Origin of the sequence: Herbaspirillum sp. WKF16 (genome assembly GCF_028993615.1) — a bacterium.
Lineage (GTDB): Bacteria > Pseudomonadota > Gammaproteobacteria > Burkholderiales > Burkholderiaceae_D > Herbaspirillum.
The window spans coordinates 4,097,353-4,123,463 of record NZ_CP118632.1 but is presented as its reverse complement, the minus strand read 5'-3'; the positions used below and the strand labels follow the sequence as shown (position 1 = coordinate 4,123,463).

The following is a 26,111-nucleotide window of genomic DNA, read 5'->3' as shown; positions in this document are numbered from 1 at the left end:
CGATGCGTTTGCTATAGTGAAAGCCGCCTGCACGCCGCAGGCGGCTTTTTCATTGCCGCAGCGGCGCGCGCACATCCACCGACAAGACAAGACAGGAGTAGACACCATGGCAGCACCGAAACGAATCGCGCTGGTGACCGGCGCAGGCTCCGGCATCGGCCGGCAGATCACGCTCGCGCTGCTGCGCGAAGGCTACGGCGTGGCCCTGGCCGGACGCCGCCAGGATGCGTTGGAAGAGACCGTGAAGCTGGCCGGAGAGCATGGCGCCAACGCCCTGGTGGTGGCCGCCGACGTTACCGACCCGGCCTCGGTGAAGAAGCTCTTCGCCAGCACCAAGGAGCGTTTCGGCCGCCTCGACCTGGTGTTCAACAATGCCGGCATCTTCGCGCCGCCGGTCTCGCTGGAGGAGTTGAGCGTGGAGCAGTGGAAGTCGGCGGTGGACATCAACCTGACCGGGGTCTTCCTGTGCACCCAGGAGGCCTTCCGCATCATGAAGGACCAGACGCCGCGCGGCGGGCGCATCATCAACAACGGTTCGATCTCGGCCCACGCGCCGCGCCCGTATTCGGCCTCGTACACTGCCACCAAGCACGCCATCACCGGCCTGACCAAGGCCACCTCGCTGGATGGCCGCGCCTACGATATCGCCTGCGGCCAGATCGACATCGGCAACGCCGCCACCGACATGACCACGCTGATGAAGAAGGGCACGCTGCAGGCCGACATGTCCACCAAGGTTGAGCCGACGATGGATGCCGAACACGTGGCCCGCGCCATCCTCTACATGGACAGCTTGCCGTTGGACGCCAACGTGCAGTTCATGACGGTGATGGCGACCAAGATGCCGTTCATCGGGCGCGGTTGACCTGGCGTGCAAGGTCAATGAGGGACGAAAAAAAACACGCCTCGGCGTGTTTTTTTTATGACGGCTTCAAACCTTGCCACTCCGGCGTCAGCTGGTGCCCGATGTCGAACAGGTCCAGCACCCGTCCCAGCGTATGGTCCACCATCTCTTCCAGCGATTGCGGCCGATGGTAGAAGCCCGGCAGCGGCGGGAAGATCACGCCGCCCATTTCGGTGACGGCGGTCATGTTGCGCAGGTGAGCCAGGTTGAAGGGCGTCTCGCGCACCATCAGCACCAGGCGGCGGCGCTCTTTCAGCACCACGTCGGCGGCGCGCGTGATCAGGTTGTCGGACAGGCCATGGGCCACCGACGCCAGCGTCTTCATCGAGCAAGGGGCGACGATCATGCCGGCCGAGGCGAACGAGCCGCTGGCGATCGAGGCGCCGACGTCGCGTGCGTTATGCACCACGTCGGCCAGCGCTTCGACGTCCTTGCGGCCGAGTTCGAGTTCCTGGTGGAGATTGAGTACGCCGGCGTCCGACACCAGCAGGTGCGTCTCGACCTGCGCATGGCCGCGCAGGTGCTGCAGCAGCCGCACGCCGTAGATCGCGCCCGTCGCGCCGGTAATGGCGATGATCAGGCGCTGGCGCGGCATGCGGTGCGGAGGGGGAGAGTCAATGAAACAGGGGCGGGAAATCAGCCCTTGATCAGGGTCTGCAATTCGCCGGAAGAGTACATCTCGTTCATGATGTCCGAGCCGCCGATGAACTCACCCTTGACGTACAGCTGGGGAATGGTGGGCCAGTTCGAGTATTCCTTGATGCCCTGGCGCACGTCCGGGCTTTCCAGCACATTCACGGTCACGATGTTCTCGGCGCCGCTGGCCTTGAGCAGCTGGATGGCCTTGCCCGAGAAACCGCATTGCGGGAATTGCGCGGTGCCCTTCATGAACAGCACGACGGGATTTTGGGTGACGGTTTCTTTGATCCAGGATTGGACGTCGCTCATGGCTATGCCTTAAAAAATGGGTTGATTGCCGACATTATAGGGAAAAGCCGGCATTCGCGTTTGAAAGCGGGGCGCGCCGGCGCATCTTCGCACGTCCTTGTTGCCTGCTGGACAGTGGAGGGCAAGGGCGGCTTCTGCTTGCTTCAATTCCAAGATTGGGGCGCGGGAGCTGCCTTCAAGAAGGGGCTGCCAATGTCGCGCATGACCGGCGCGAACTTGCGGCTCGCCACATATTATTTAAATCGTTTGCAACATCTCCTGGCGGCGATCGCACGAGAAATTGCGTGGCGGAAATGAAAAAGGGCGCTTGCGCGCCCTTTCCTCGTGATGGCGGATCCAGGTCCGCGTTTGCCGCGCCTTATGCGCCGGCCGCGCCAGCCGCCTCAGCCGTGTCTTCCGGCAGGCGCTTGGCCATGGAATGGTGCTCCTGCAGCCGGTCCTTGTGCTTGATGACCTGGCGGTCGAGCTTGTCGATCAGCGCGTCGATCGCCGCGTACAGGTCGTGGGCGATGCTCTCCGCGTGCAGATCCTTCCCCTTGATGTGGACGTTGATTTCCGCCTTTTGGCGCTTTTCCTTCTCTGTCAGTTTGTCTACGCTCAGGATGACGCTGACGTCGATCACATTGTCGAAATGGCGCTTGATCCGTGCCAGCTTGCTCTGCACGTATTCCCGGATGGCGGGGGTCAGTTCGAGGTGATGTCCACTGATGGTCAGATTCATACAACACTCCTATCGTGAAGTCACTGGAGGTTCGTGCACCTCATCCGATACACCGGATAGCACAGCGTTTGTGTCTAAGGGCATGGACTGATGCCTGAACACAGCGACGGCTGCAAAGTACTACAGAAAAACTGAGAAAGCTCAGAGGGATTTGCGGAGATTTACCGGCGGAATTTTCAGCACTTCGCGGTATTTTGCGACGGTACGTCGCGCGACCACCATGCCTTGTTCTGCCAGCATATCCGCAATCTTGCTATCGGATAATGGGGTCTGGGGGTTTTCTGCTCCTATCAACTGTTTGATCAGCGCCCGGATCGCAGTGGAGGATGCTTCGCCTCCGGTTTCCGTCGCGACGTGGCTGCCGAAGAAGTATTTCAACTCGAACATGCCATGTGGCGTCAGCATGTATTTCTGAGTTGTCACGCGAGAGATTGTGCTCTCGTGTAGACCCAGTGTATCAGCAATTTCACGCAGCACAAGGGGCCGCATGGCGACAGCGCCATGCGAAAAGAAGTTTCTTTGACGTTCGACAATTGCCTGTGCGACTCGCAAAATCGTATCGAAGCGCTGCCGCATGTTTTTGATCAGCCACTTGGCTTCCTGCAGCTGTGACGTGAGGGAAACTTCGCCTTTGGACTGCTTCAGCGCGCTGGCGTACATCGCATTGACGCGCAGCTTGGGCATCACGTCATGGTTCAGCAGCACCTGCCAGCCGTTCTTTGTTTGCCTGACAATCACGTCCGGCACCACGTAGTCGGAGGCGTCGCGCGCGAATTCCGCGCCCGGGTGCGGGCGGCATTGGCGGATCACGGCCTGCGCCTCGCGCAGGTCTTCGTCGTCGCAGTCGAGCGCCTTCTTGATCTTGTTGAAGTCGCGCTGGGCGAACAGCGGCAGGTAATCCTCGACGATCTTCAGCGCCAGCCGGCGTGTCACGAAGGCCACCTTGGGCATGCGCCGGATCTGCAGCGCCAGGCATTCGCTGGGGCTGCGCGCGCCGACGCCGGCCGGGTCCAGGCTCTGCAGCAGCTTGAGCGAGATCGAGAGCTCATCGAGGTCGACGCCCAGTTCTTCGGGCAGGCGCGAGAGGATGTCTTCCAGCGGCTCTTCCAGGTAACCGCTGTCGTCGAGCGCGTCGGTCAGCAGTTCCAGCAGCGCGCGGTCGCGCAGCGTGCGCGCGGTGAGGCGGATCTGCTCCAGCAGGTGTTCGCGCAGGGTGATCTCGTGCGCTTCGAGCTGCGGCCGGGCGTCTTCGTCGTCGGAAGACTTGCCGTTGCGCGCGACGTCGTCGAAGCTCCAGTCGGACTCGCCGCTGACGCTGTTGTCGGGCGTGTTGTCCTGGTGCTCGAAGTTGGCCTCGCCGTCGCCGCCGGGCGCAGCCGGTTCGGCCGCGGCCTCGCCGGCGGTCTCGGCGACGCCGGAGGAGGGCGTCGCCGAGATCGCGCCGTCGGCCAAGAGGCGCACCGAGTTGTCGAGCGCATCGTCGAGGCGCTCGAGCAGCGGATTGTCGGAGAGGATCTGTTCCAGTTCCTGGTGCAGTTCCAGCGTCGACAGTTGCAGCAGCCTGATCGACTGCTGCAATTGCGGCGTCAATGCCAGGTGCTGCGAGGTGCGTAACTGGAGCGACTGTTTCATCTGGCGTTCAGGAAGCCGCGTGGCCGGCTGTGGTTGCGTTCTTGCGTGTGGGGTGGTGCAGTGTCGCGGTCTGGCGCCGCGCTCACATGCGGAAGTGTTCGCCCAGGTAGACGCGTCGCACCGATTCGTTGGCGATGATGTCGTCCGGGCTGCCGCTGGCCAGCACCGTTCCCTGGTTGATGATGTAGGCGCGGTCGCAGATGCCCAGCGTCTCGCGCACGTTGTGGTCGGTGATCAGCACGCCGATGCCGCGCTCCTTCAGGAAGCGCACGATGCGCTGGATCTCGATCACGGCGATCGGGTCGATACCGGCGAAGGGCTCGTCCAGCAGCACGAAGCGCGGGTCGGTGGCCAGCGCGCGGGCGATCTCGACGCGGCGGCGTTCGCCGCCCGACAGCGACAGCGCCTGGCTGTCGCGCAGCTTCTCGATCTGCAGCTCGTGCAACAGGTTGTTCAGGCGGCCCTCGATCTCGTCGCGCGACAATGGCTTGCCGTTTTCGCGGCGCAGTTCCAGCACCGCGCGGATGTTGTCTTCCACCGAGAGCTTGCGGAACACCGAGGCTTCCTGCGGCAGGTAGGACAGGCCCAGCGTGGCGCGCTGGTGGATCGGCAGGCGCGAGATGGCGGCGCCGTCCAGGTCGATCTCGCCGCCGTCGGACGGCACCAGGCCGACGATCATGTAGAACGAGGTGGTCTTGCCGGCGCCGTTGGGCCCCAGCAGGCCGACCACTTCGCCGCTCTTGACTTCCATCGACACGTCGCGCACCACCTGGCGCGCGCCATAGCTTTTCTTCAGTCCGCGGACGACCAGCGAGCTCACCATCTTATTGGCCCTTCCCGGGCTGGGCCGGTTGCGCGGGTTGCGGTTGCGGCGCCGCTTGCGCCGGCGGCGGGTTCTTCGGCTGGATCACCGCGGTGATGCGGCCGGCCCCAGGCTTGCTCTCGCCGCTGGCGGAGTTGTTGACCGAATAGAACTCGGCGCGGCTGTCGTAGGAGATGAACTCGCCGTTGACCTCGTCGGTGACGCGCTTGCCGTCCATGCGCTGGATGTGGGCGCGGTTGAACAGCTTGGAAATCTCGGTCTGTTCGGAGTATTCAATGCGCTCGGCCTGGCCTTCGATCCACAGGTCAGGGCCGCCGTCGCGCTTCTGGCGGAAGCTGGCCAGCGCACCTTGCGCGGCATACAGCACCGCGTATTCGTAGCCGTACTGGTCGGTGGTCAGCACCACGCGGCCGGCCTTGATCAGCAGCGTGCCGCGCGTGAGCACCACATTGCCGGTGAAGGTCTTCACCTGGCGTACATCGTCGTACACCATCTGGTCGGCCTCGATATTGGTCGGCTTGGTGGTGTCGGCCTTCTCGGCGCGCGCCACGCCGCATGCGGCGGCCAACAGCAACAGCGGCAATAAGAATGAGCGTTTCATAGATTCCTGTCTGGTCGGGTCTGTTCGATCTTGTTGTAATGGAGGCTCAGCGTTTTTTCGGCGCCGGTTCGTAGTGGCCGCGCACGTTGCCGAACAACTGCACCACCTGCGTGGCGTTGTTGGCGGTCATGCCCACCCCGGAGAGGCGGGTGGTGCCCATGGTCATCACCACCGGCTTGTCGGTCTTGACCACTTCGTCGTCCGGCAGCAGCAACAGGTATTCCGACACCAAGTGCATTGGGTCGCGTCCATTGGCCGCGCCGCGGATGGCGTTGGCGTTGCCGTACATGTGGATCTTGCTCTGGTCGTCGGTCACGCGGGCGGTGTCCGAATACAACTCCATCGGCGGCTTTTCCTTGTCCAGGCTGTGCACCACCGGCTTGGTGATTTCAAAGGAATCGTCGGCGGGGAAGTGGACCATCTTGAGGCCGGCCACGTCGTAGCGCGGCAGCCCGGTCGGCCCCAGCTTCACGTAGCTGAAGTTTTCCAGGTAGTAGTCGGGTTTGCTGCGCGGTCGCTCGACCAGTTGCCGGTCGCCGTCGGTGCGCAATACCTGCAGCACCCAGAAGCTGCCCAGCGCCAGCGCGACCAGCGTCACCAGGATCACGCCCAGGCGGATGCGTGCGGCCGCGCGTTCGCCGCTGCGGTTGCTCATGCCAGGTACGGCGCCAGCGCCGCCTCGTAGTTGCCCTGCGCGGCCAGCACCAGGTCGCAGACTTCGCGCACCGCGCCGTTGCCGCCGGTGGCCGTGGTCACGTAATCGCTGCGCAGCTTGACCTCGCGGTGGCCGTTGGCCACGCAGGCCTTGAAGCCGACGCGCGTGAGCACCGGCAGGTCGATGACATCGTCGCCCAGGTAGCCGCAGTCGGCGGCCGCAAGGCCGGTGTGCTGCAGCAGCTGTTCGAAGGCCTGGCGCTTGTCGTGCACGCCCTGGAACACGTGGGCGATGCCCAGGTCCTTGGCCCGGCGCAGCACGAACGGCGACTGGCGCGCGGTGATGATGGCCGCAGCCGTGCCGAACTGCTGCATCATCTTGATGCCGTGGCCGTCCAGCGCGTTGAAGCGTTTCACCGACTCGCCGTCTTCGCCATAGAACAGACCGCCGTCGGTCAGCACGCCGTCGACGTCGAAGATCATCAGCCGCGTCGTCGCGGCCCTGGCCAGGACGGCGGCGTCGAAGGTGCTGGCGAACGGGCTGGCGGGCGCGGCTGTCATCAGATCACCTTGGCGCGGGTCAGGTCGTGGATGTGCAGCGCGCCGGTCAGCACGCCCTGCGCATCGGTCACCAGCAACTGGTTGATGCGGAATTCTTCCATCAGCTGCACGGCGTCCACCGCCAGCTGGTCCTGGTTCACGGTGCGCGGGCCGGCATGCATGACGTCGGCGATGGAGAACTTGCTGAAATCGTGGCCGCGTTCCAGCAGGCGGCGCAGGTCGCCGTCGGTGAACACGCCGATCGGGCGGAAGTCATCGTCGACCACCGCGGTCATGGCCATGCCCTTGCGCGTGATTTCCATCAGCGCGGCCGACAGCGAGACATCGGGGCGCACCGCCGGGATCGCCTCGCCGCTGCGCATGACGTCGCGCACGTGGGTCAGCAGGCGGCGGCCGAGCGCGCCGCCCGGGTGGGAGCGCGCGAAATCTTCTTCCATGAAGCCGCGCGCGTCCAGCAGCGACACCGCCAGCGCGTCGCCCATGGCCAGCGTGGCCGTGGTGCTGGCCGTGGGCGCCAGGTTCAGGGTACAGGCTTCCTTGTCCACCCCGACGTTGAGGTGCACGGCCGACATCTTCGCCAGGCTCGATTCGTCATTGCCGGTCATGCCGATGATGACCGCTCCCATGCGCTTGACGATGGGGACGATGGCCAGCAGCTCGGCGGTTTCGCCGGAGTTGGAAATGGCGATGAAGACGTCTTTCGGCGTCACCATGCCGAGGTCGCCATGGGCGGCTTCGGCCGGATGCATGAACAGCGAAGGGGTGCCGGTGGAGGCCAGGGTCGCGGCGATCTTGCGGCCGATGTGGCCGGACTTGCCGATGCCCGAGACCACCGCGCGGCCGCGGCATTCCATCAAGAGACGTACGGCCTGGGCCAGCGGTTCGGTGCTGTCGTCGGACAGGCGGTTTTTCAGCGCGAGGATGGCATCGGCTTCGATCTGCAGGGTCTGGCGCGCCAGTTCGATGGCGCGGCGGGCGTCCCCGGCCGAAAAAGATGCGGGCGTGGTTTTGTCATCGGTTACACTCATAACCGAAGTATAAACGAATTAGCAAAGCAAAAAACTTGCCAGATGTAAGGGAGTGCCCGATTGACGAGCGGGCGATGCTGCCCGGCGTTGCGCCGCAGCACGACGGCGATGGAGGGATTCGCGGGCCTGTCCGGCGTCGCCCGGTTGCGCCGCAACCAGTGGCGCATCCCACGGGCATGTTTCTCGCTTTGCGGATGCGAACCGGTTCAGCCCACCCCATATAACAAGCAGCGAATCATCCATACATGTTTTCCGGACTGGAACTGACCCTCTTCCTGCTGGCCGCGGCGGTGTTCGGCGTGGTCGCCTTCCGCATGATGCACCTGCCGCCCATGCTGGGCTACCTGGTGGTGGGCATCGTGATCGGCCCGCACGGCCTGGGATTCGCAGAAGACAACGAAACCACGCATGCCCTGGCCGAGTTCGGCGTGGTGTTCCTGATGTTCTCCATCGGCCTGGAGTTCTCGCTCAACAAGCTCTCGGCGATGCGCCACATCGTCTTCGGGCTGGGCGTGGCGCAGGTCGTCGCCACCATCGCCGTGACCATGGTGTTCGGCTGGCTGGTGGCCTGGTATCTGCCGCAGGTCGCCGCCATCAGCTGGCAGGGCGCCTTCGCGCTGGGCGGCGCGCTCACCATGTCGTCCACCGCCATCGTCTCCAAGCTGCTTACCGAACGGCTCGAACTGGAGACCGAACACGGCCGCCGCATCCTCGGCGTGCTGCTGTTCCAGGATCTGGCGCTGGTGCCGCTGCTGATCGTGGTGCCGGCGCTGGCCAACAATTCCGGCAACCTGATGGTCACGCTGGGCTGGGCCGTGGCCAAGGCCATGGTGGTGCTGGCGCTGCTGCTGTTCTTCGGTCACAAGCTCATGCGCGGCTGGTTCAAGATCGTGGTCAAGCGCCGCTCGCAGGAACTGTTCATGCTGAACCTCCTGCTGATCACCCTGGGCGCGGCCTGGATCACCGAGAAGGCCGGCCTGTCGCTGGCGCTGGGCGCCTTCATCGCCGGCATGCTCATTTCCGAGACCGAGTTCAAGCACCAGGTGGAAGAAGACATCAAGTCCTTCCGCGACGTGCTGCTGGGCCTGTTCTTCATCACCATCGGCATGCTGCTCAACGTGCGCACCCTGATCGACCACTGGTTCATGGTGCTGCTCCTGCTGACCGGGCCGGTGCTGCTCAAGTTCGGCCTGATCGCGGCGCTGGCGCGGCTGTTCGGCTCGGGCACCGGCGTCGCCCTGCGCACCGGCCTGGCGCTGGCGCAGGCCGGCGAGTTCGGCTTCGTGCTGCTCAACCAGGCGGGCGCGCTCAAGCTGATCGACCCCCTGCTGATCCAAGCGATCCTGGCGGCGATGGTGCTGTCGATGCTGGTCGCGCCTTTCATCCTGGCCAAGTCCGACGCCATCGTCATGAAGCTGTCGGCCAACGAGTGGATGCTGCAATCGCTGGCGCTGACCCAGTTGGCCACGCGCACCATGAGCGTGCAGAAGCACGTGATCATCGCCGGTTTCGGGCGCAGCGGCCAGAGCCTGGCGCGCCTGCTGGAGGAGGAGAGCATCGCCTACCACGCGCTGGAGCTCGACCCCGAGCTGGTGCAGGACGCGCGCAGCGGCGGCGCCAATGTCTCCTACGGCGACGCCGCGCGCCGCGAAAGCCTGGTGGCCGCGGGCATCCACCGCGCCGCGGCCCTGGTGGTGACCTACGCCAGCACGCCTTCCGCGCTCAAGGTGCTGCATCACGCCGCCGAGCTGGAGCCCGAGCTGCCGGTGATCGTGCGCAGCTACGACGACGCCGACCTCGACAAGCTGCTCGCCGCCGGCGCCACCGAGGTCGTGCCGGAGTCGCTCGAAGGCAGCCTGATGCTGGCTTCGCACGCGCTGGTGATGCTGGGCGTGCCGCTGCGGCGCGTGGTGCATCGCGTGCAGGATGCGCGCGACGAGCGTTACGCCTCGCTGCGCGGCTACTTCCATGGCGCTTCCGACGCCGATGACGATGGCGAAGGCATGAACGTGCGCCTGCAGTCGGTGACCCTGATCGACGGCGCCAGCGCCATCGGCCGCACGCTCTCCGAGCTGGAGCTGCAACAGCAATGCGGCGCCGAGGTCGCCATGCTCCGGCGCGGCAAGCTGCGCGTGGCGGCGGCCGAAGACACGCTGCTCATGGCCGGCGACATCGTCGTACTGCGCGGCAGTTCCGAGAACATCCTGCGGGCGGAAAAGCGCCTGCTCAGCAAATAACCGGCGGACCAAACCAGCCGCAACGCAATGGACCTGATCGAACGCATCGCCTCCATCATCCTGCCGGTGTTCGCCATCATCGCCATGGGTTACGGCTACGCCCGCTGGCGCGGCGAGGTGGTGCGCATGGACATGGCCTCGGTCAATCGCGTTTCGATGGAGGCGCTGGCGCCGCTGATGATCTTCAGCGCGCTGTCGTCCAAGTCCTTCGACCTCTACCATAACGGCTGGCTGATCCTGGCCAGCGTGCTGATCTCGCTCGGCTCGGGCCTGCTGGCCTGGCCCGTGGCGCGCGCGCTGGGCTACGACAAGCGCACCTTCCTGCCGCCGATGATGTACAACAACGGCGGCAACATGGGCCTGCCGCTGCTCCTGCTGGCGTTCGGCCAGGAGGCGCTGCCGGCGGCGGTGGCGCTGTTTACAGCTTCCACCTTCATCTACTTTTCGCTGTGCGTGAAGATGATCCAGACCGGCCGCGAGCAGCGTCCGGGTTCGCTGCTGCGGCTGCTCTCCAGTCCCATCATGCTGGCCATGATCCTGGGCGTGCTGTGCGCGGTGTTGCGCGTCAGTCTCCCCGGCCCGCTGTTCTCGGCAATGAAGCTGCTGGGCGAGGCCAGCATTCCCGTCATGCTGTTCTCGCTGGGCGTGCGCATGCTCGACATCAGTTTCAGGAGCTGGCACATCGGCCTGGTGGGCGCCGCCGTGTGCCCGCTGGCGGGCCTGCTGTGCGCTCTGGTGCTGGACCAGGTGCTGCCACTGACCGCCGTGCAACGCGGCGAGATGTACCTGTTCGCGGCGCTGCCGCCGGCGGTGCTGTGCTTCATGGTGGCTGAGCAGTATCGCCAGGAGCCCGACAAGGTCGCCGCCATCGTGCTGATGGGGAACCTGGCGGCCATCGTCTTCGTTCCCTTCGGGCTCTGGCTGGGACTGCCGGAACATTGAATTTCCCGGCGGAAACGACTGCCTGCACTTGCCGTGCCGCTGGTATGGGAAATGCTTGGACTTCACCGTGGTATTCCACGATATCGCCGGTACCCGCCCGCGATATAACAGTGGCTGGCCGCGCCGCATCCATCGTCGCGCGGCGCATCGCCAGACAGTCAAGAAGCCAGGATCAGAGGGGAATCACATGTTCAGCAAATTAACGATCAAGGCGCGCCTGATCTTCGTCATCGGCTTTCTCGCCATCCTGCTGGTCGCCTCCGGGGCGCTGGGATTGGCGAGCCTCAAATCCACCAACACCCAGATGCGCTCGCTATATGAGGACCGCCTGGTCGCCCTGTCGCAACTGGAAGACGTCTCGGCCGGGCTCGACACCGGCCGCTACGGCATCTCCACGGCCATCGTCGGCGACTCGGGGGATATCGACAAGGGCATGGAGCAGCTGGAAGCATCGATCAAGAAGAGCGACGCCAGGTTGAAGGAATATCTCGACACCTACCTGACTCCGGAAGAGAAGGTATTGGCCGACAAGTTCGTGCCGCAGCGCCAGAAGCTCATTGCCGAAGGCGTCAAGCCGGCGGTGCAGTCCTTGCGCGACCGCGATTTCCAGGGCGCCAGCGAACTCTATAACGGCGTCATGCTGAAGCTGTTCAACGAGGCGCACGCCACCATGGGCCAGCTGATGGATCTGCAGCGCCGCGTCGGGCGCGAACTCTATGAGGACGCGCAAAACCGTTACCAGACCCTGGTCGGCGTGATGAGCGCGGCCATCGTGATCGGCCTGGCGGTGGCGATCTTCATGGGCTTCCTGCTGGTGCGCGCGATCTCGCGTCCGCTGGAGCAGGCGGTGAAGGTGGCCCAGGGCGTGGCCGCCGGCGACCTGACGCAGGAAATCGAGGTGCGCAGCCGCGACGAAACCGGCCAGCTGATGGCGGCCCTGAAGGAAATGAACGGCAACCTGCAGCGCATCGTCGGCGAGGTGCGCGTCTCCACCGACACCATCAACACCGCCTCGGCTGAAATCGCCACCGGCAACCTCGATCTTTCCTCGCGCACCGAGCAACAGGCCGGCTCGCTGGAGGAAACCGCCTCGGCCATGGAGGAGCTCACCTCCACCGTCAAGCAAAACGCCGACAACGCGCGCCAGGCCAACCAGCTGGCGGCCTCGGCTTCCGACGTCGCCTCGCGCGGCGGCGAGGTGGTGCGCCAGGTGGTCGACACCATGAGCTCGATCAACGATTCCTCGCGCAAGATCGTCGACATCATCAGCGTGATCGACGGCATTGCCTTCCAGACCAACATCCTGGCGCTGAACGCCGCGGTGGAAGCGGCGCGCGCCGGCGAACAGGGCCGCGGCTTTGCCGTGGTCGCCTCCGAGGTGCGCTCGCTGGCGCAGCGTTCGGCCTCCGCCGCCAAGGAAATCAAAGGCCTCATCGACGACTCCGTGGCCAAGGTCGGCAACGGCAGCGCGCTGGTGGCGCAGGCCGGACAGACCATGGATGAAGTGGTGGCCAGCGTCCGGCGCGTGACCGACGTCATGGGCGAGATCACCGCTGCCAGCCACGAGCAGAGCACCGGGATCGAAGAGGTCAACCGCGCCATCACGCAGATGGATGAAACCACGCAGCAGAACGCCGCGCTGGTGGAGGAGGCGGCGGCCGCCGCGCAATCGCTTCAGGAACAGGCGGTGCGCTTGTCCACCGCGGTCAGCGTGTTTCGCATCAGCGGCATGCAGGAAACCCGCGCCGCGACGCCTGTTGCGCCCGCCAGGCCCGCTGCTGCTGCTGTTGCACCCAAGCCGCCCGTTGCCAAGGTAGCGCCGCCGGTCCGCGCCGCCGCGCCCAAGCTGGCGGCGGCCTCGCCCCGGACGGCGCCGGCCGAGGACGATTGGGAGCAATTCTGAGGCGGATGTTCCCGCAATGAAAAAGCGCAGCCCCGGCTGCGCTTTTTTTTCGGCCTGTGGACGCGTCAGGCGTCCAGCGGGATGTCTTCCGCGGCCGCCGAGCGCGTGCCCGGCACCGGCGGGTTGCTGGCGCCGTGATAGGCGAACACCGCCGAGCATTTGACCTGGTCGCTGTCGTTGCGGCCCGCTGCATGGAACAGGCCGCTGTGGAACAGCACCACGTCCCCCGGCGCCAGCACGGGGGAAATACCCTGGGCGAACAGCCCCTGGTTGGCCGGCACTTCGGGACGCAGGAAATCCAGTTCGTCCATCTGTTCCGGTTGCAGCTGCAGCAGGTGCGATCCGGGGATGAACTTGAGTCCGCCGTTCTCCGGCGTCTCCGCGCCCAGCGCCAGCCACACCGAGACCAGCTCGTTGCGCGGGAATGACCAATAACGGATGTCGCGGTGCCAGCCGGTGGCGGTGCCGAAGGTGGGATGCTTGGTCATCACGCAATTGTGGTGCGCCAACGTGATGCACACCGGTTCGCCGAACAGCTGGTGCAGCATGGCCACCAGGCGCGGGTCGGCGGCCCACTCGCGATAGGCGCCGTCGCGCTGCCAGGCCGCGCGCAGGCGCCGGGCGGTGCGGCCGCCTTCGGCGTCCAGCGAGGCGGGCGCGCCTTCATAGCCGACATCGGCTTCATATTCGAGGGGAGCGACGGCGCGGCGCAGGTGATCCTGCGTAACGGCCATGAGGCGTTCGCGCTGTTCGGGCGCGACCATGCCCTTGAGCACCAGGTAGCCTTCCTTGCGGAAGCTTTCAACCTGGGCGGGCGAGAGCGGGTTTGACATGACGGACTTTCTGGGTTGCACGGCCGGCCGCGCATGTGCCGCGGCCGGCCTTTATTGTGCGCCTGACGGCGGCCAAGTGCATGACTGTATGCCCTTGCCGCCGGCGCGCAAGATACAGATGGCGCTTTCATCTGTATCGTTTGCGCGCGCTCAAGCAGACCTTACTTTTTCTTCTTGAGCAGCGGCGCCAGGTACTTGCCGGTGACGCTGGCCGGGTTCTTCGCCACATCCTCGGGCGTGCCGGCCGCGACGATCTTGCCGCCGCCCGCGCCGCCTTCGGGGCCGAGGTCGATGATCCAGTCGGCGGTCTTGATGACGTCCAGGTTGTGCTCGATGATGGTCACCGTGTTGCCCTGGTCGCGCAGGCGGTGGATCACCTTGAGCAGCAGGTCGATGTCATGGAAGTGCAGGCCGGTGGTCGGCTCGTCCAGGATGTACAGCGTGCGGCCGGTGTCGCGCTTGGACAGTTCCAGCGACAGCTTCACCCGTTGGGCTTCGCCGCCCGACAGCGTGGTCGCGCTCTGGCCCAGCTTGATGTAGCCCAGGCCCACGTCCAGGAGCGTTTGCAGCTTGCGCGCGATCAGCGGCACCGGCTTGAAGAACTCGTGCGCGTCCTCCACCGTCAGGTCGAGGATCTCGGTGATGTTCTTGCCCTTGTACTGCACTTCCAGCGTCTCGCGGTTGTAGCGCTTGCCGTGGCAGACGTCGCAGGGCACGTACACGTCCGGCAGGAAGTGCATCTCGACCTTGATCACGCCGTCGCCCTGGCAGGCCTCGCAGCGGCCGCCCTTGACGTTGAAGGAGAAGCGCCCGGCGCTGTAGCCGCGTTCCTTGGCCATCGGCACGGTGGCGAACAGGTCGCGGATCGGCGTGAACAGGCCGGTGTAGGTGGCCGGGTTGGAGCGCGGGGTGCGGCCGATCGGCGCCTGGTCGACCGCGATCACCTTGTCGAAGTGCTCCAGGCCGCCGATCGCCTCGTGCGCCGCCGGTTCGGTCTGGGAGCCGTACAGGTGACGCGAGGCCGACAGGTACAACGTGTCGTTGACCAGCGTCGACTTGCCCGAGCCGGACACGCCGGTCACGCAGGTCAGCAAGCCCACCGGCAGTTCCAGGTCGACGTTCTTCAGGTTATTGCCGCTGGCGCCGGTGATGGTCAGCATGCGCTCTTCGTCGCAGGGCGTGCGCTTCTTGGGCACGGCGATTTCCAGCGTGCCGTTGAGGTACTTGGCGGTCAGCGACTTCTTGTTCTTGAGGATCTCTTCCAGCGTGCCCTGGGCGATCACGTCGCCGCCGTGCACGCCGGCGCCGATGCCCATGTCGACCACGAAGTCGGCGGTGCGGATGGCGTCCTCGTCGTGCTCCACCACCAGCACGGTGTTGCCGATGTCGCGCAGGTGGCGCAGGGTGTCGATCAGGCGGTCGTTGTCGCGCTGGTGCAGGCCGATGGAGGGCTCGTCGAGCACGTACATCACGCCGGTCAGGCCCGAGCCTATCTGCGAGGCCAGGCGGATGCGCTGCGCCTCGCCGCCGGAGAGGGTGTCGGCGCTGCGTTCCAGCGACAGGTAGTCGAGGCCGACGTTGTTCAGGAAGGTCAGGCGCGAGACGATTTCCTTGATGATGCGGTCGGCGATTTCCTTCTTGGCGCCGCTCAGCTTCAAGGTCTCGAAGAAATGCAGCGTCTCGCGCAGCGGCGTGGCGGCCACCTCATAGATGGCGCGTTGTTGCTTGCCGGCGCCGACCTTCACGTAGCGCGCCTCCACCCGCAGGCGGGCGCCGTGGCAGGACGGGCATTGCTTCTCGTTGATGAACTTGGCCAGTTCTTCCTTGACCGCCATCGAATCGGTCTCGCGGTAGCGGCGCTGCAGGTTGTTGACCACGCCTTCGAAGGTGTGCTCCTTGACCACGGTGCGGCCGCGCTCGTTGACGTAGGCGAACGGGATGGCCTGGCGGCCCGAGCCGAACAGCACGGCCTGCTGCGCCTTGTCGTCGAGCTGCTCGAAGGGCACGTCGAGGTCGAAGCCGTAATAGGCGGCGATGCTGGTGAGCATCTGGAAGTAGAACTGGTTGCGGCGATCCCAGCCCTTGATCGCGCCCGAAGCCAGCGACAGGTTGGGGAAGGCGACGATGCGCTTGGGGTCGAAGAACTCGATGTGGCCCAGGCCGTCGCACTCGGGGCACGCGCCCATCGGGTTGTTGAAGGAGAACAGGCGGGGTTCGAGTTCCTGCAGCGAATAGCCGCAGATGGGGCAGGCGAACTTGTTGGAGTACAGGTGTTCCTTGCCGGAATCCATCTCAAGCGCGATGGCGCGGCCTTCGGCCAGGCGCAGCGCGGTCTCGAAGCTCTCGGCCAGGCGCTGCTTGATGTCGGCCTTGACCTTGACGCGGTCGATCACGACGTCGATGGTGTGCTTCTCGGTCTTCTTCAGCTTGGGCAGTTCATCGACCTCGTAGACCTTGGCCACGCCGGTGCCGCTCTGGATGCGGAAGCGGATGAAGCCCTGCGCCTGCATCTCCTCGAACAGGTCGGCGTGCTCGCCCTTGCGGTTGGCCACCACCGGCGCCATGATCATCAGCTTGGTGTCTTCGGGCAGCGCCAGCACGGCGTCCACCATCTGCGACACCGATTGCGCCTCCAGCGGATGCTCGGGATGGTCGGGGCAGTACGGGGTGCCCACGCGCGCGTACAGCAGGCGCAGGTAATCGTGGATCTCGGTCACCGTCCCCACGGTGGAACGCGGGTTGTGCGAGGTCGCCTTCTGCTCGATCGAGATCGCCGGCGACAGGCCTTCGATCATGTCGACGTCAGGTTTTTCCATCAGCTGCAGGAACTGGCGCGCGTAGGCCGACAGCGATTCGACGTAGCGGCGCTGGCCTTCGGCGTACAGCGTGTCGAACGCCAGCGAAGACTTGCCCGATCCCGACAGGCCGGTGATCACGATCAGCTTGTTGCGGGGGAGGTCTAGGTTGATATTCTTCAGGTTGTGCGTGCGCGCGCCGCGAATGCGAATTTCTTCCATGGATGCCTTCAGCTAGGTTTTCCTGCCGCCGCGTAGCTCGTGGCCGTATGCGGGGGAACGGTGGGACAACATGTAACTATAACAGGACTGCCATCGGCCGGCAGGGCCGCCCGGAGCGGCAGGAAACCCATGTGGGAACGGGAGCGCAAAAAGAAAGCGCGGCCGTGAAAAAAGCCGGTGCGGCGCCGGCTTTTTGTTGCCTGCCCGGCAAGCCGGGGCGCCGGGGGCGGTTCAGCGCGTCCGGTGGTAGACGTACAGCATCTGCCCTTCGTCGCCGTCGCGGTGGCCCTGCCAGAACTGCTTCCACTCGCCCGGCGGCAGCGCCGGCTGGTGAGGCGCGCCCTGGATCAGCCAGTTGCAGGCGGTGCGGCCGATGTTGTCGATCGGCTGGTGCAGGATGCCGGTGTAGTAATAGAGCATCGGCGCCTCGGATTCGCCGAGGTTCTGGCTGGCCATGCATTGGCCCTCCCGCCAGGCCGCGGCGATGCTGCCGCGCAGGTCGTCGTAGACGTATTCGTAGCTCTTGCCGTAATCGCCCCAGGGCAGCAGCAGGGTATAGGCCAGGCCCCACATCAGGGTGATGCCGCCAAACCAGCTGAAGGCGCCGCGCCACTTGCCGGCCAGCCGGATCTTGTCCAGGCTCCACAGCCACAGGCCGGTCATGGCCACGGCGCCGGCCAGCGCCAGCGGCTGGAACGGCGTGATGAAGCCCAGCGGCAGCCATTTGCCGAAATAGGCGATCCAATGGTGATGCTCGACCGGCAGGGAGGACACCGCATAGGTGGCCCAGATCACCGCCGCCAGGACGGCGAAGCCGATGCGCGCGAACCAGTCCCAGGCAATGTGCATCCAGTCCGGCAGGCGCGGCACCGCGACGGCGCCGACCATCACCAGCGGCAGCAGCACCGGCAGCAGGTAGAGCTGGCGCGCCGTGGCCGAGCTTTGCAGCACGGCGATGCTGATCAGCACGAAGGACAGCGGCAGCGCGATGCGTGGGTTGCCCAGGCCGCGCCAGCCGCCCACGGCCAGCGTGAGCAGCGCCAGCACCGAGCCGGGCAGGGCGAAGCCGCACAGCGCGCGGAAGATCACGGTGCGGTCGTTGTCAGAACCCAGCCTGGCGACCGAGAAGCCGAGGAAGCGGCCGACGTTGTTGTCCCAGAACCATTCCATGAACAGCGGCGCCGAGTGCCAGGCCAGCAGGGCGGGCCAGATGATGAAGAAAGGCAGCGAGGCGAGCACCGCAACGCCCACCATCTTCCAGTACGAGCGCGAGCGGCATTCGGCCACCAGCGCACTCACGCAGGCGGCGGTGGCGGCGAAGATCAGCGGCACGAACAGGCCCTTGCTCATCAGCGTGATGCCGACTCCCGTGCCGAAGCACAGCGCCGCCGACAGGGCCGGAGTGCGGCGCTGCTCGTTGATGGCGATGGCCAGCAGGCCGCAGGTCGCCATGGCGGCGCCGCACACCAGCGCGACGTCGGTGAACATATCGTGCGCGTGCTTGATCATGCCCGGCGAGCCGGCGAACAGCGCCAGCGTGCCGAGCACCGGCAGGCTGAGCACGCGGGGTTCGTTCCACACCATCTGCGCCACGCGCGCGACGAAGAACAGCGTGCCGAGGTTGAAGAGCACGCTGGCCACCCGCGCGCCGTCGTGGTATTCGAGCAGGGGATGGAGCAAGTGGGCCGTCAGCGCCGCGGTCCAGTAATAGAGCGGCGGCTTTTCCATGAAGGGCTCACCGGCATTGACGGGCACCAGGTATTCGCCCGAGAGCAGCATGTGATGGATGATGCCGAAGCTATAGGTCTCGTCCTGTTTCCAGGGGCCGTGCCCGAAGATGCCCGGCAGCAGCCACGCGCAGGCGATCGCAGCCAGCAGCAGCCAGGCGCGCGACGACGGGTTTTCTTGGCCGCGCCGTGAGGCGGCGGTGATGGAACGGACAGGTTTCGGCCCGACTTCGGGAGCCGAGGTGAAGAAGAACATACTGATATAAGCGCGCCAGCCGGCGAGTGCGCCGGCAAAAAAACAAATAAAGCGTCGAAAGGCGCGTGCGGGATGGAAGTCCATCACGTTCGGCCAGCCGGGCTTTCCCCCATGCAATGAATAATTGCTGCTTTTTCTTGGCGTGCTTATTGCCGCGAGGAAATGCGAGTCGATAAGCTTCGATTCGCTTGCCGGCGGCTGTTATTGGATAGCTGAAGAAGCGAGCAACGTTGTTATTTTTGCACATAAGCTGACAGAAATGTCAGTTTGGCGGGCCGCCGCCGCATTTTCCTGCGCGGCGCGAATGAAGTGTTGGATTGACGCCGCACATGGATTCATTGAATTCGCATGGACGCTATCTCCCGCCGCTGCATTGGGCGCCTGTCGTTGCTGTTACCATAGCGCCTTTGCCCCACAGCCAGCGCGCAGCACCAGATTGCGCGGCCGCCATTTCGCCATGACCCAGTCCCTCAGCTCATCCGCACAGCCCGAAAAATCCGGCATGTCGCGCGCCGAAGTGCGCGCCTCGGCGTCGCTGGCGTCCATCTTCGCCTTGCGCATGCTGGGGCTGTTCCTGATCCTGCCGGTATTCGCGGTCTACGCCCGCGGCCTGCCCGGCGGCGACAATGCCGCCCTGGTCGGGCTGGCGATGGGCATCTACGGCCTGGCGCAGTCGTTCGGCCAGATTCCGTTCGGCATGGCCTCCGACAAATACGGCCGCAAGCGCATCATCATCATCGGCCTGGTGCTGTTCGCGCTGGGCTCCTTCATCGCCGCCGCCGCGCACAGCGTGGCCTGGATCATCGTCGGCCGGGCCATCCAGGGCGCCGGCGCGATCTCGGCCGCCATCACCGCCTTCATCGCCGACTCGACCCGCGAGGAACATCGCACCAAGGCCATGGCCATGGTCGGGGCGTCGATCGGCCTGACCTTCGCGGTCTCGCTGGTGGCCGCGCCGGTGCTGTACCGCCTGATCGGCATGGGCGGCATCTTCGCCCTGACCGGCGCGCTGTCCGTGCTGGCCATCGGCGCCGTGCTGTGGGTGGTGCCGGACGCGCCCATGGTCAAGGCCCGGCGGGTGCCGCTGGGCGAGGTGCTGCGCAATGCGGAACTGATGCGGCTCAATGTCGGCGTCTTCACGCTGCACATGACCCAGCTGGCCATGTTCGTGGTGTTGCCCGGCGCGTTGGTGCAGTATTCCGGCATCGCCGTGGACCAGCACTGGAAAATCTACCTGCCAGTGGTGCTGGCGTCCTTCGTGCTGATGCTGCCGCCGGTGTTCGTGGCTGAGAAGCATGGCCGCATGAAGCAGGTGTTCGTCGCCGCCATCGCATTGCTGCTGCTGGTGCAACTCGGTTTCTGGGCTGCGCTGTCGCAGGCGCAGACGAATTGGTGGGTGCTGGTGGCGCTGCTGTTCCTGTTCTTCGTTGCCTTCAATATCCTGGAGGCGTCCCAGCCGTCGCTGGTCTCGCGCATCGCGCCGCCGGCGGCCAAGGGCAGCGCGCTGGGCGTGTACAACACCCTGCAGGCGCTGGGCCTGTTCTGCGGCGGCGCCCTGGGCGGCTGGCTCAAACAAAATGTGAGTGTGCAGGCGGTCTTCCTGCTGTGTGCTTTAGTGAGCCTGTCCTGGCTTATAATCGCGGCTAACATGAAAAACCTTCCGCGACGCGCAGCGCGTGCGGCAGGTGCAACGGCCTAAACGTAATTCAGGAGAAACAATGGCATCGGTCAATAAAGTCATCATCGTCGGCAACCTCGGACGCGATCCGGAAACGCGCTACATGCCGAACGGCGAAGCGGTCACCAACATCGCCGTCGCCACGACCGAAAGCTGGAAGGACAAGAACAGCGGCGAAAAGAAGGAGCTTACCGAATGGCACCGCATCACCTTCTACCGCAAGCTGGCTGAGATCGCCGGCCAGTATCTGAAGAAAGGCTCGCAGATCTACGTCGAAGGCCGCCTGCAGACCCGCAAGTGGCAAGACAAGGACGGCGTCGAGCGCTACACCACCGAAATCATCGCCGACACCATGCAGATGCTGGGCAGCCGCCAGGGTGGCGGTGGCGGCGGCGGTTCGATGGAAGAGGGCAGCTACGGCGGTGGCGGCGGTGGTGGCTACGGCGGCGGCGCTCCGCGCCAGAACGCCGGTGGTGGCGGTGGCGGTGGCGCCGCTGGCGGCGCTCCGCGCCAGCAGCCGGCCCAGCGCCCGGCGCCGAACTTCTCGGACATGGACGACGATATCCCGTTCTGATTGGTCCAGGCCCAGCCGATAAAAAAACCCGTGAATGCGTTCACGGGTTTTTTATTGGGCGTTTGCCTGGAGGGACTCAGGCGTCCGGGAAGGCGTCCTGCTTTTCAAGCAGCAGCTTCAGCGTTGCCCGATCCGGCCGGTCGTCGAAGAAAAGCGCCAGCGCCGCGGCGAACTCGGGCTGCTCCGGACCGGCCTGCGCGAACAGGGTCATGGAGGAATGGAATTTCAGGTCGTCCGGAGCGCCGAAGATATCGGCGAGCGGGCGTTCGGGAGCATGCTTGCGCGCGTCCAGCACCAGCCGCGCGCATTCGATCAGGCGCGGTCCCAGGATGGGGTGGCGCAGATAGGCCTGGGCCTCGGCCAGCGAGCGGATGGCGTAACGGCGGGCGGTTTCGCTATGACCAAGTCCGGCGATCTGGGGAAAGACGAACCACATCCAGTGGCTGCGCTTGGCGCCCGCGCGCAGCTCCTGCGTCGCCTGGGCGAACACCGGCTCCTGCGCATCGATGAAGCGTTGCAGCGCGTAAGGGTCTTTCATCGTCGCACCGGGCGTTGCGCAGTCAGGCGCCCACCGGTGGCGCCAGGTCGGGGTCCTTGCGCGGCGCGTGCGCCTGGGTGCCGTCGGCCACTACGCTGCTTTCCTGCGCCACGGCCTGCATGTCTTCCTCGTTCAGCGTGGCAGGCAGGCCGGACAGGGTCTCGCCGCGCCGGCGCCGGATGATTTCGTCCGCCCGGCGCATGGCCGGCCTGGCCAGGGTCGCGAGCGCCAGCGAGCCCAGCGCAAGCATGAACATGGATTTCGTTTTCATCGCCGCTCCTGTCGAGGTGAAAGTGTGAATTTTCATTATCGTCCCGATGGGCGGCTTTTCAATGTCGGACAACGGCGCAATGCGGCGTCGGCGGGGCATGCAAAGCAAGGATGGGCCCGGAGGCGCCGGCAGGGGGAAGGAACGGGGAGGGCAAAAGAAAAGGGCCCATCTTGCGATGGACCCTTGTCGTCTTGCGTATGGTGCGGCTGGCAGGAATCGAACCCACGACCCCTTGGTTCGTAGCCAAGTACTCTATCCAGCTGAGCTACAGCCGCGTAAGAGGCGAGATTATATAGCGCTTTCGATTTTATGCAAGCCTTTTTTGCCGGCGACCTCAATAGACCGGATTGCTCTTGAACGGATGGTATTGGAACAGCCAGGTTTCGGAGAGCGCTTTGTCCTTGTCGCGCAGGAACAGCCGCAGGTCAACCGGCTCTTCACCCGCCACACTGAGGTCGAACTGTGCGCGCCAGTGGCCGGGAACGCCGTTGGGGACCGCTTCCGTGAATACATAGGAAAAACTGCCGCGCGAGGCGCTGAGCACCGCCTCGGGTTTGGCGCCGAAGGGCAATTGCTCCAGCGGCGCTCCCTTGAATTCCACCATGAACTTGCGCACGTTGGGCGGGCGCGGCTGGCCGGGCTGGCCGCCGTTGCCCAGGCGCGTGGCGACGCAGCGCGCCAGCGGCGAGGGGAAGGGCTCGTCCTTCTGCCAATGCAGCCGGTAGCGCAGGCGATAGCTTGAGCCGGCTGCGGCCTTGGCGCGCGGCACCCACATGGCGACGATGTTGTCGTGTATCTCATCGTCGGTCCTCAGCTCCACCAACTGCACCGCGCCGTCTCCCCATCCTTCCAGCGGCTCCACCCACAGGCTGGGGCGGCGCTGGTACATCACGCCGTCCTGGTAGTGGTCGAACGCGCGGTCGCGCTGCAGCAGGCCGAAGCCGCGCAGGTTACTGTCGGCGAAGGACGAGGCCATGGTGCGCGGCGGATTGTTCAGCGGGCGCCAGATGTGCTCGCCGGCGCCGCTCCAGATTGCCAGGCCGTCGGAGTCGTGCACCTCCGGGCGCCAGTCGACGCCGGCGCCTTTCACCGTTTCGGAGAACCAGTACATGGACGTGGCCGGCGCCAGGCCCAGGCGCGCGACATCGCGGCGCAGGAACAGCGCCTTGTCGATTTCCATCGTCACGCCTTCGTTGCGGGACATGACGAATTTGTAGGCGCCGGTGACGCTGGGGCCTTCCAGCAGGGCGTACACGGTCACCGTGTCGCTGCCGGGCGCGGAGGGTTCGAAGAAGAACTGCGTGAAGTCGGGGAATTCTTCCTTGCGATCGGGCTCGGCGACGTCGATGGCGATGCCGCGCGCCGACAGGCCGTACTGGTACAGGTCGCCGATGGCGCGGAAATAGGAGGCGCCGAGAAAGGCCACCCAGTCGTTCTTGCGCCAGTCCTTTTTCGCCTGGTCGGCCAGCCGGCTTTCCTGGAAGCGGAAACCGGCAAAGCCGCTGCCCGGCGGCAGCTTGTGCGCGGGGCTGTCGGCGGGCATCTCGAAGTAGTGGTCGTCGTAGAGGATCTCGCGCGCGTGCGTGGGCGACGCGCTGCCGCCGGCGCCGTCCAGCAGGAACATGCGCACCGGTTTCGGGAAGAATTTGCCGAGGTGGAAAAAGGTCAGCGGGAACTGGCCGGGGCCGTCGGCGAAGGGCGCATAGCCGGTATCGAAGCGGATCTTGCCATGCGCCTCGTAGTCGATCTGTTCGAGGATCTCGCGCGGCGCCTTGCTTTGCGGGTTGTAAGGCGTCCTGGCCATGTCGCGCGCGCGGGCGACCAAGTCATTGAAGGAGAAGCGTTCGGCCGCTCCCATCTTCACGCGGCCGGCGGCCAGCGCTTGCGGCGGCACACCCAGGGCGGCGAGGGCGGCAGCGGTGGAGGCGGAAACGAGGAAGCGGCGTCGGTTGGTCATGGGCGTCGGGTGCGATGAACGTGGAGGCGGGCGGCGCGGGGCGGCTAGGATGGCGGCGGCGACGTGCTGCCGCGCTTACTACAGAGTCGCGGCGGCCGGCGATGGTTCCTCGCGCGCCGGCGGCGATGCCATTGCGGCAACGGCATGCCGCGCGTGGACTCGCGCGGACGAAGCCGGTACAATTCGCCCCGTCATTGGGGAGTAGTCGCCTTCCACCCTGAGGAGGGGCCTGCGTCAACATGCTTGATCCACGGATCATGGCGCCGGCGGTTCCTGGAATCCTGCGAAGGGTTCCTCGCTTGACAAGACCTTTGACCATGCTGCCTCTTGAATGGCCGGAGAGCGCGCGTGGTCATTCGTCCGCAGTCCGGCCATGGAGAGAGAAACCCAATTGGATGCATTCCTTGTTTCCACAGGCATCGTCGCACTCGCCGAGATCGGCGACAAAACCCAGCTGCTGGCCTTCATCCTGGCAGCCAAATTCCGCAAGCCCGTTCCCATCATCCTCGGCGTGCTGGTCGCCACCATCGCCAACCACGCCTTCGCCGGCGCGCTGGGCGCCTGGATCACTTCGCTGCTGTCGCCGGAAATCCTGCGCTGGGTGCTGGGCGTGTCCTTCATCGCCATGGCGGGGTGGACGTTGATTCCCGACAAGTTCGACGAGAGCGAAGCCAGGTTCGGCCGTTTCGGCGTGTTCGGCACCACGCTGCTGACCTTCTTCATGGCCGAGATGGGTGACAAGACCCAGGTCGCCACCGTGGCGCTGGCCGCGCAATACCACGCCTTCGTGCCGGTGGTGGCCGGCACCACGCTGGGCATGATGATCGCCAATGTGCCGGCAGTCCTGCTGGGCGACAAGATCGCCGGCCGGATCCCGGTGCGCGTGGTGCACGCCATCGCCGCCGCCATCTTCGCCATCATCGGCGTGGCCACGCTGCTGGGCGCGGGAGCATCGCTGGGCTTCTGAGGCCGGCGCCAGGCAAAGAAAAGCCCGCTGCGCGCAGCGGGCTTTTTCATTCTTCACGACAGCGGGCGGCGCGCATCGGCGCCGCGCCGCGATCAGTACTCCCAGAACATCTTCTGGATTTCCTTGGTGTCAGTGGTTTTGGTCAGCGCCAGCATCAGCAGGATGCGGGCCTTTTGCGCGTTGAGCGTGTCGGAGACGACGAAGTCCAGCTTGTCGTCGTCGGCCTCGCCGTTGCGCGCCACGATGCCCTGGCCGACGCGGCTGGCGCGCACGATCACGACGCCCTTCTTGCGCGCTTCGGTCAGCGACGGCACCACCGTGTTGTTCAGGCTGCCGTCACCCACGCCGGCGTGGATGATGCCCTGCGCGCCGGCGGCCACGAAGGCGTTGAGCGCGATCGGGTTCATGTTGGCGTAGCCGTAGACGATGTCGACTTGCGGCAGCTTGTCCAGGTTCGAGACGTCGAACGGGGTGTCAGCCGTGTTCTTGCGGGTCGACTGGCGATAGAAGAACGGCTTGCTGCCCTGGATGTAGCCGAGGAAGCCCAGTTCCGGCGTCTTGAAGGTATCCAGGGTGGAAGTGTTGGTCTTGGTCACTTCGCGGCCGGCGTTGATCTGGTCGTTCAGCGTCACCAGCACGCCCTTGCCGATGGCTTCCTTGCTGCCCGCCAGCAGGACGGCGTTGTACAGGTTGATCGGGCCGTCGGCGCTGATCGCGGTCGACGGGCGCATGGCGCCGACGATCACCACCGGCTTCTTGCTCTTGACCGTCAGGTCGAGGAAGTAGGCGGTCTCTTCGATGGTGTCGGTGCCGTGGGTGATCACGATGCCGTCGACGTCGCTCTGCGCCAGCAGCGTGTTGATGCGCTTGGCCAGTTTCAGCCAAGCGTCGTTGTTCATGTTCTCGCTGGCGATTTGCATGGTCTGCTCGCCGCGCACGTTGGCGACCTTCTTCAGTTCGGGAACGGCGGCGATCAGCGCGTCCACGCCGACCTTGGCGGCGGTGTAGCCGACCGTGGTGGTGGTGGTGGCGCCGGTGCCGGCGATGGTGCCGCCGGTCGCCAGGATGACGACGTTGGGCAGGTTCTGCGCTTGCGCGGCCGCTGCCGCCGCAAGGCAAAGCAGGATCAGGAACTGGCTGAATTTTTTGATGAGCATGTGTGCCTCTGTACGTGTGGATTGGAATATTTTTTATCGCTCTTGCGCAGCCGCCGCATGTCTCTTGCCGGTGGGCGCGGCGGGCTGCGGAGCGCAATCAAGATAGCACTCGCGCATGCTGCGATCAAAGCTTTTTTGAGGGTTCCGGCGAGATGCACCGGCGCTGTGAGCGCATGCACCTC

24 protein-coding genes, 1 tRNA gene and 1 riboswitch are annotated in these 26,111 nt (G+C 65.3%); of the genes, 8 read left to right on the top strand and 17 right to left on the bottom strand.

The window, feature by feature from the left end:
- Positions 1–106: 106 nt before the first annotated feature.
- A complete protein-coding gene (locus Herbaro_RS18610) occupies positions 107–865 on the top strand; it encodes an SDR family oxidoreductase (protein WP_275011094.1) in 759 nt (252 codons plus the stop codon).
- A gap of 55 nt (positions 866–920) precedes the next feature.
- Here Herbaro_RS18610 and Herbaro_RS18605 read toward each other — a convergent pair whose 3' ends face one another.
- Together Herbaro_RS18605 and grxD are read right to left on the bottom strand one after the other, a co-directional pair.
- Positions 921–1,499: a UbiX family flavin prenyltransferase gene (locus tag Herbaro_RS18605; protein ID WP_275011093.1), complete on the bottom strand. Its 579-nt coding sequence runs from the start codon at positions 1,497–1,499 to the stop codon at positions 921–923.
- Positions 1,500–1,540: 41 nt separating this feature from the next.
- On the bottom strand, positions 1,541–1,852 hold the full coding sequence (gene grxD, locus Herbaro_RS18600; RefSeq protein WP_079218187.1) for a Grx4 family monothiol glutaredoxin: 312 nt from the start codon (positions 1,850–1,852) through the stop codon (positions 1,541–1,543).
- Between grxD and Herbaro_RS18595 the strand changes: the two genes are divergently transcribed.
- Entirely contained in the window at positions 1,838–2,149 is a 312-nt protein-coding gene (locus tag Herbaro_RS18595) for a hypothetical protein (RefSeq protein WP_275011092.1), read from the top strand. The genes grxD and Herbaro_RS18595 overlap by 15 nt on opposite strands.
- Before the next feature lie 61 nt (positions 2,150–2,210).
- On the opposite strand, the gene hpf is transcribed toward Herbaro_RS18595, so the two are convergent.
- The 7 genes from hpf to Herbaro_RS18560 all read right to left on the bottom strand — a co-directional run bounded on the left by hpf (position 2,211) and on the right by Herbaro_RS18560 (position 7,872).
- The gene (gene hpf, locus Herbaro_RS18590; RefSeq protein WP_275011091.1) at positions 2,211–2,573 is read right to left on the bottom strand and encodes a ribosome hibernation-promoting factor, HPF/YfiA family; all 363 of its coding nucleotides are present in this window, start codon (positions 2,571–2,573) and stop codon (positions 2,211–2,213) included.
- A gap of 141 nt (positions 2,574–2,714) precedes the next feature.
- Positions 2,715–4,205 carry an RNA polymerase factor sigma-54 gene (locus Herbaro_RS18585; RefSeq protein ID WP_275011090.1) on the bottom strand — a complete coding sequence of 497 codons (1,491 nt, stop codon included), beginning with the start codon at positions 4,203–4,205 and terminating at the stop codon, positions 2,715–2,717.
- Between the two features lie 82 nt (positions 4,206–4,287).
- Positions 4,288–5,028, bottom strand: a complete 741-nt coding sequence (gene lptB / locus Herbaro_RS18580) for an LPS export ABC transporter ATP-binding protein (protein WP_275011089.1) — start codon at positions 5,026–5,028, stop codon at positions 4,288–4,290.
- A gap of 1 nt (position 5,029) precedes the next feature.
- Entirely contained in the window at positions 5,030–5,629 is a 600-nt protein-coding gene (gene lptA / locus Herbaro_RS18575; protein WP_275011088.1) for a lipopolysaccharide transport periplasmic protein LptA, read from the bottom strand.
- A 46-nt stretch (positions 5,630–5,675) separates the two neighbouring features.
- The gene (lptC, locus tag Herbaro_RS18570; RefSeq protein ID WP_275011087.1) at positions 5,676–6,284 is read right to left on the bottom strand and encodes an LPS export ABC transporter periplasmic protein LptC; all 609 of its coding nucleotides are present in this window, start codon (positions 6,282–6,284) and stop codon (positions 5,676–5,678) included.
- Positions 6,281–6,844: a KdsC family phosphatase gene (locus Herbaro_RS18565; RefSeq protein WP_275011086.1), complete on the bottom strand. Its 564-nt coding sequence runs from the start codon at positions 6,842–6,844 to the stop codon at positions 6,281–6,283. Before Herbaro_RS18565 ends, lptC begins: the two co-directional genes overlap by 4 nt.
- The gene (locus tag Herbaro_RS18560) at positions 6,844–7,872 is read right to left on the bottom strand and encodes a KpsF/GutQ family sugar-phosphate isomerase (protein ID WP_275011085.1); all 1,029 of its coding nucleotides are present in this window, start codon (positions 7,870–7,872) and stop codon (positions 6,844–6,846) included. Before Herbaro_RS18560 ends, Herbaro_RS18565 begins: the two co-directional genes overlap by 1 nt.
- A gap of 245 nt (positions 7,873–8,117) precedes the next feature.
- On the opposite strand from Herbaro_RS18560, the gene Herbaro_RS18555 reads away from it, so the two are divergent.
- From Herbaro_RS18555 to Herbaro_RS18545, 3 genes are all read left to right on the top strand, one after another.
- Positions 8,118–10,109, top strand: a complete 1,992-nt coding sequence (locus tag Herbaro_RS18555; protein ID WP_275011084.1) for a monovalent cation:proton antiporter family protein — start codon at positions 8,118–8,120, stop codon at positions 10,107–10,109.
- 27 nt (positions 10,110–10,136) lie between these two features.
- Positions 10,137–11,051 (top strand): AEC family transporter, encoded by a 915-nt coding sequence (locus tag Herbaro_RS18550; protein ID WP_275011083.1) that lies wholly within the window; start codon positions 10,137–10,139, stop codon positions 11,049–11,051.
- Between the two features lie 187 nt (positions 11,052–11,238).
- Positions 11,239–12,954 (top strand): methyl-accepting chemotaxis protein, encoded by a 1,716-nt coding sequence (locus Herbaro_RS18545; RefSeq protein WP_275011082.1) that lies wholly within the window; start codon positions 11,239–11,241, stop codon positions 12,952–12,954.
- Between the two features lie 65 nt (positions 12,955–13,019).
- Here the strand turns inward: Herbaro_RS18545 and Herbaro_RS18540 are convergent, their stop codons facing one another.
- The 3 genes from Herbaro_RS18540 to Herbaro_RS18530 form a co-directional block, all read right to left on the bottom strand.
- A complete protein-coding gene (locus Herbaro_RS18540; protein WP_275011081.1) occupies positions 13,020–13,787 on the bottom strand; it encodes a phytanoyl-CoA dioxygenase family protein in 768 nt (255 codons plus the stop codon).
- Positions 13,788–13,948: 161 nt separating this feature from the next.
- Positions 13,949–16,804 (bottom strand): excinuclease ABC subunit UvrA, encoded by a 2,856-nt coding sequence (gene uvrA, locus Herbaro_RS18535; RefSeq protein WP_275011080.1) that lies wholly within the window; start codon positions 16,802–16,804, stop codon positions 13,949–13,951.
- Between the two features lie 231 nt (positions 16,805–17,035).
- Positions 17,036–18,787, bottom strand: coding sequence for an ArnT family glycosyltransferase (locus tag Herbaro_RS18530; RefSeq protein WP_275011079.1), 1,752 nt, complete (start codon positions 18,785–18,787; stop codon positions 17,036–17,038).
- 502 nt (positions 18,788–19,289) lie between these two features.
- On the opposite strand from Herbaro_RS18530, the gene Herbaro_RS18525 reads away from it, so the two are divergent.
- Both Herbaro_RS18525 and ssb read left to right on the top strand, forming a co-directional pair.
- Positions 19,290–20,486 carry an MFS transporter gene (locus tag Herbaro_RS18525; RefSeq protein WP_275011078.1) on the top strand — a complete coding sequence of 399 codons (1,197 nt, stop codon included), beginning with the start codon at positions 19,290–19,292 and terminating at the stop codon, positions 20,484–20,486.
- A 19-nt stretch (positions 20,487–20,505) separates the two neighbouring features.
- Positions 20,506–21,039 (top strand): single-stranded DNA-binding protein, encoded by a 534-nt coding sequence (ssb, locus tag Herbaro_RS18520; RefSeq protein WP_275011077.1) that lies wholly within the window; start codon positions 20,506–20,508, stop codon positions 21,037–21,039.
- A 76-nt stretch (positions 21,040–21,115) separates the two neighbouring features.
- Here the strand turns inward: ssb and Herbaro_RS18515 are convergent, their stop codons facing one another.
- From Herbaro_RS18515 to Herbaro_RS18500, 4 genes are all read right to left on the bottom strand, one after another.
- Complete coding sequence (locus tag Herbaro_RS18515) at positions 21,116–21,577, bottom strand: DUF1810 domain-containing protein (RefSeq protein ID WP_275011076.1); 462 nt, start codon at positions 21,575–21,577, stop codon at positions 21,116–21,118.
- A gap of 22 nt (positions 21,578–21,599) precedes the next feature.
- Positions 21,600–21,848: a hypothetical protein gene (locus Herbaro_RS18510; protein WP_275011075.1), complete on the bottom strand. Its 249-nt coding sequence runs from the start codon at positions 21,846–21,848 to the stop codon at positions 21,600–21,602.
- Positions 21,849–22,046: 198 nt separating this feature from the next.
- A tRNA-Arg gene (locus Herbaro_RS18505) sits at positions 22,047–22,123 on the bottom strand.
- A gap of 59 nt (positions 22,124–22,182) precedes the next feature.
- Positions 22,183–23,805, bottom strand: a complete 1,623-nt coding sequence (locus Herbaro_RS18500) for an OpgD/OpgG family glucan biosynthesis protein (RefSeq protein ID WP_275011074.1) — start codon at positions 23,803–23,805, stop codon at positions 22,183–22,185.
- 184 nt (positions 23,806–23,989) lie between these two features.
- Positions 23,990–24,087, top strand: a riboswitch (yybP-ykoY riboswitch).
- A 109-nt stretch (positions 24,088–24,196) separates the two neighbouring features.
- Here Herbaro_RS18500 and Herbaro_RS18495 point away from each other — a divergent pair.
- Entirely contained in the window at positions 24,197–24,772 is a 576-nt protein-coding gene (locus Herbaro_RS18495) for a TMEM165/GDT1 family protein (protein ID WP_275011073.1), read from the top strand.
- 92 nt (positions 24,773–24,864) lie between these two features.
- Here the strand turns inward: Herbaro_RS18495 and Herbaro_RS18490 are convergent, their stop codons facing one another.
- Positions 24,865–25,929 (bottom strand): type II asparaginase, encoded by a 1,065-nt coding sequence (locus tag Herbaro_RS18490; RefSeq protein WP_275011072.1) that lies wholly within the window; start codon positions 25,927–25,929, stop codon positions 24,865–24,867.
- Positions 25,930–26,111 lie beyond the last annotated feature (182 nt).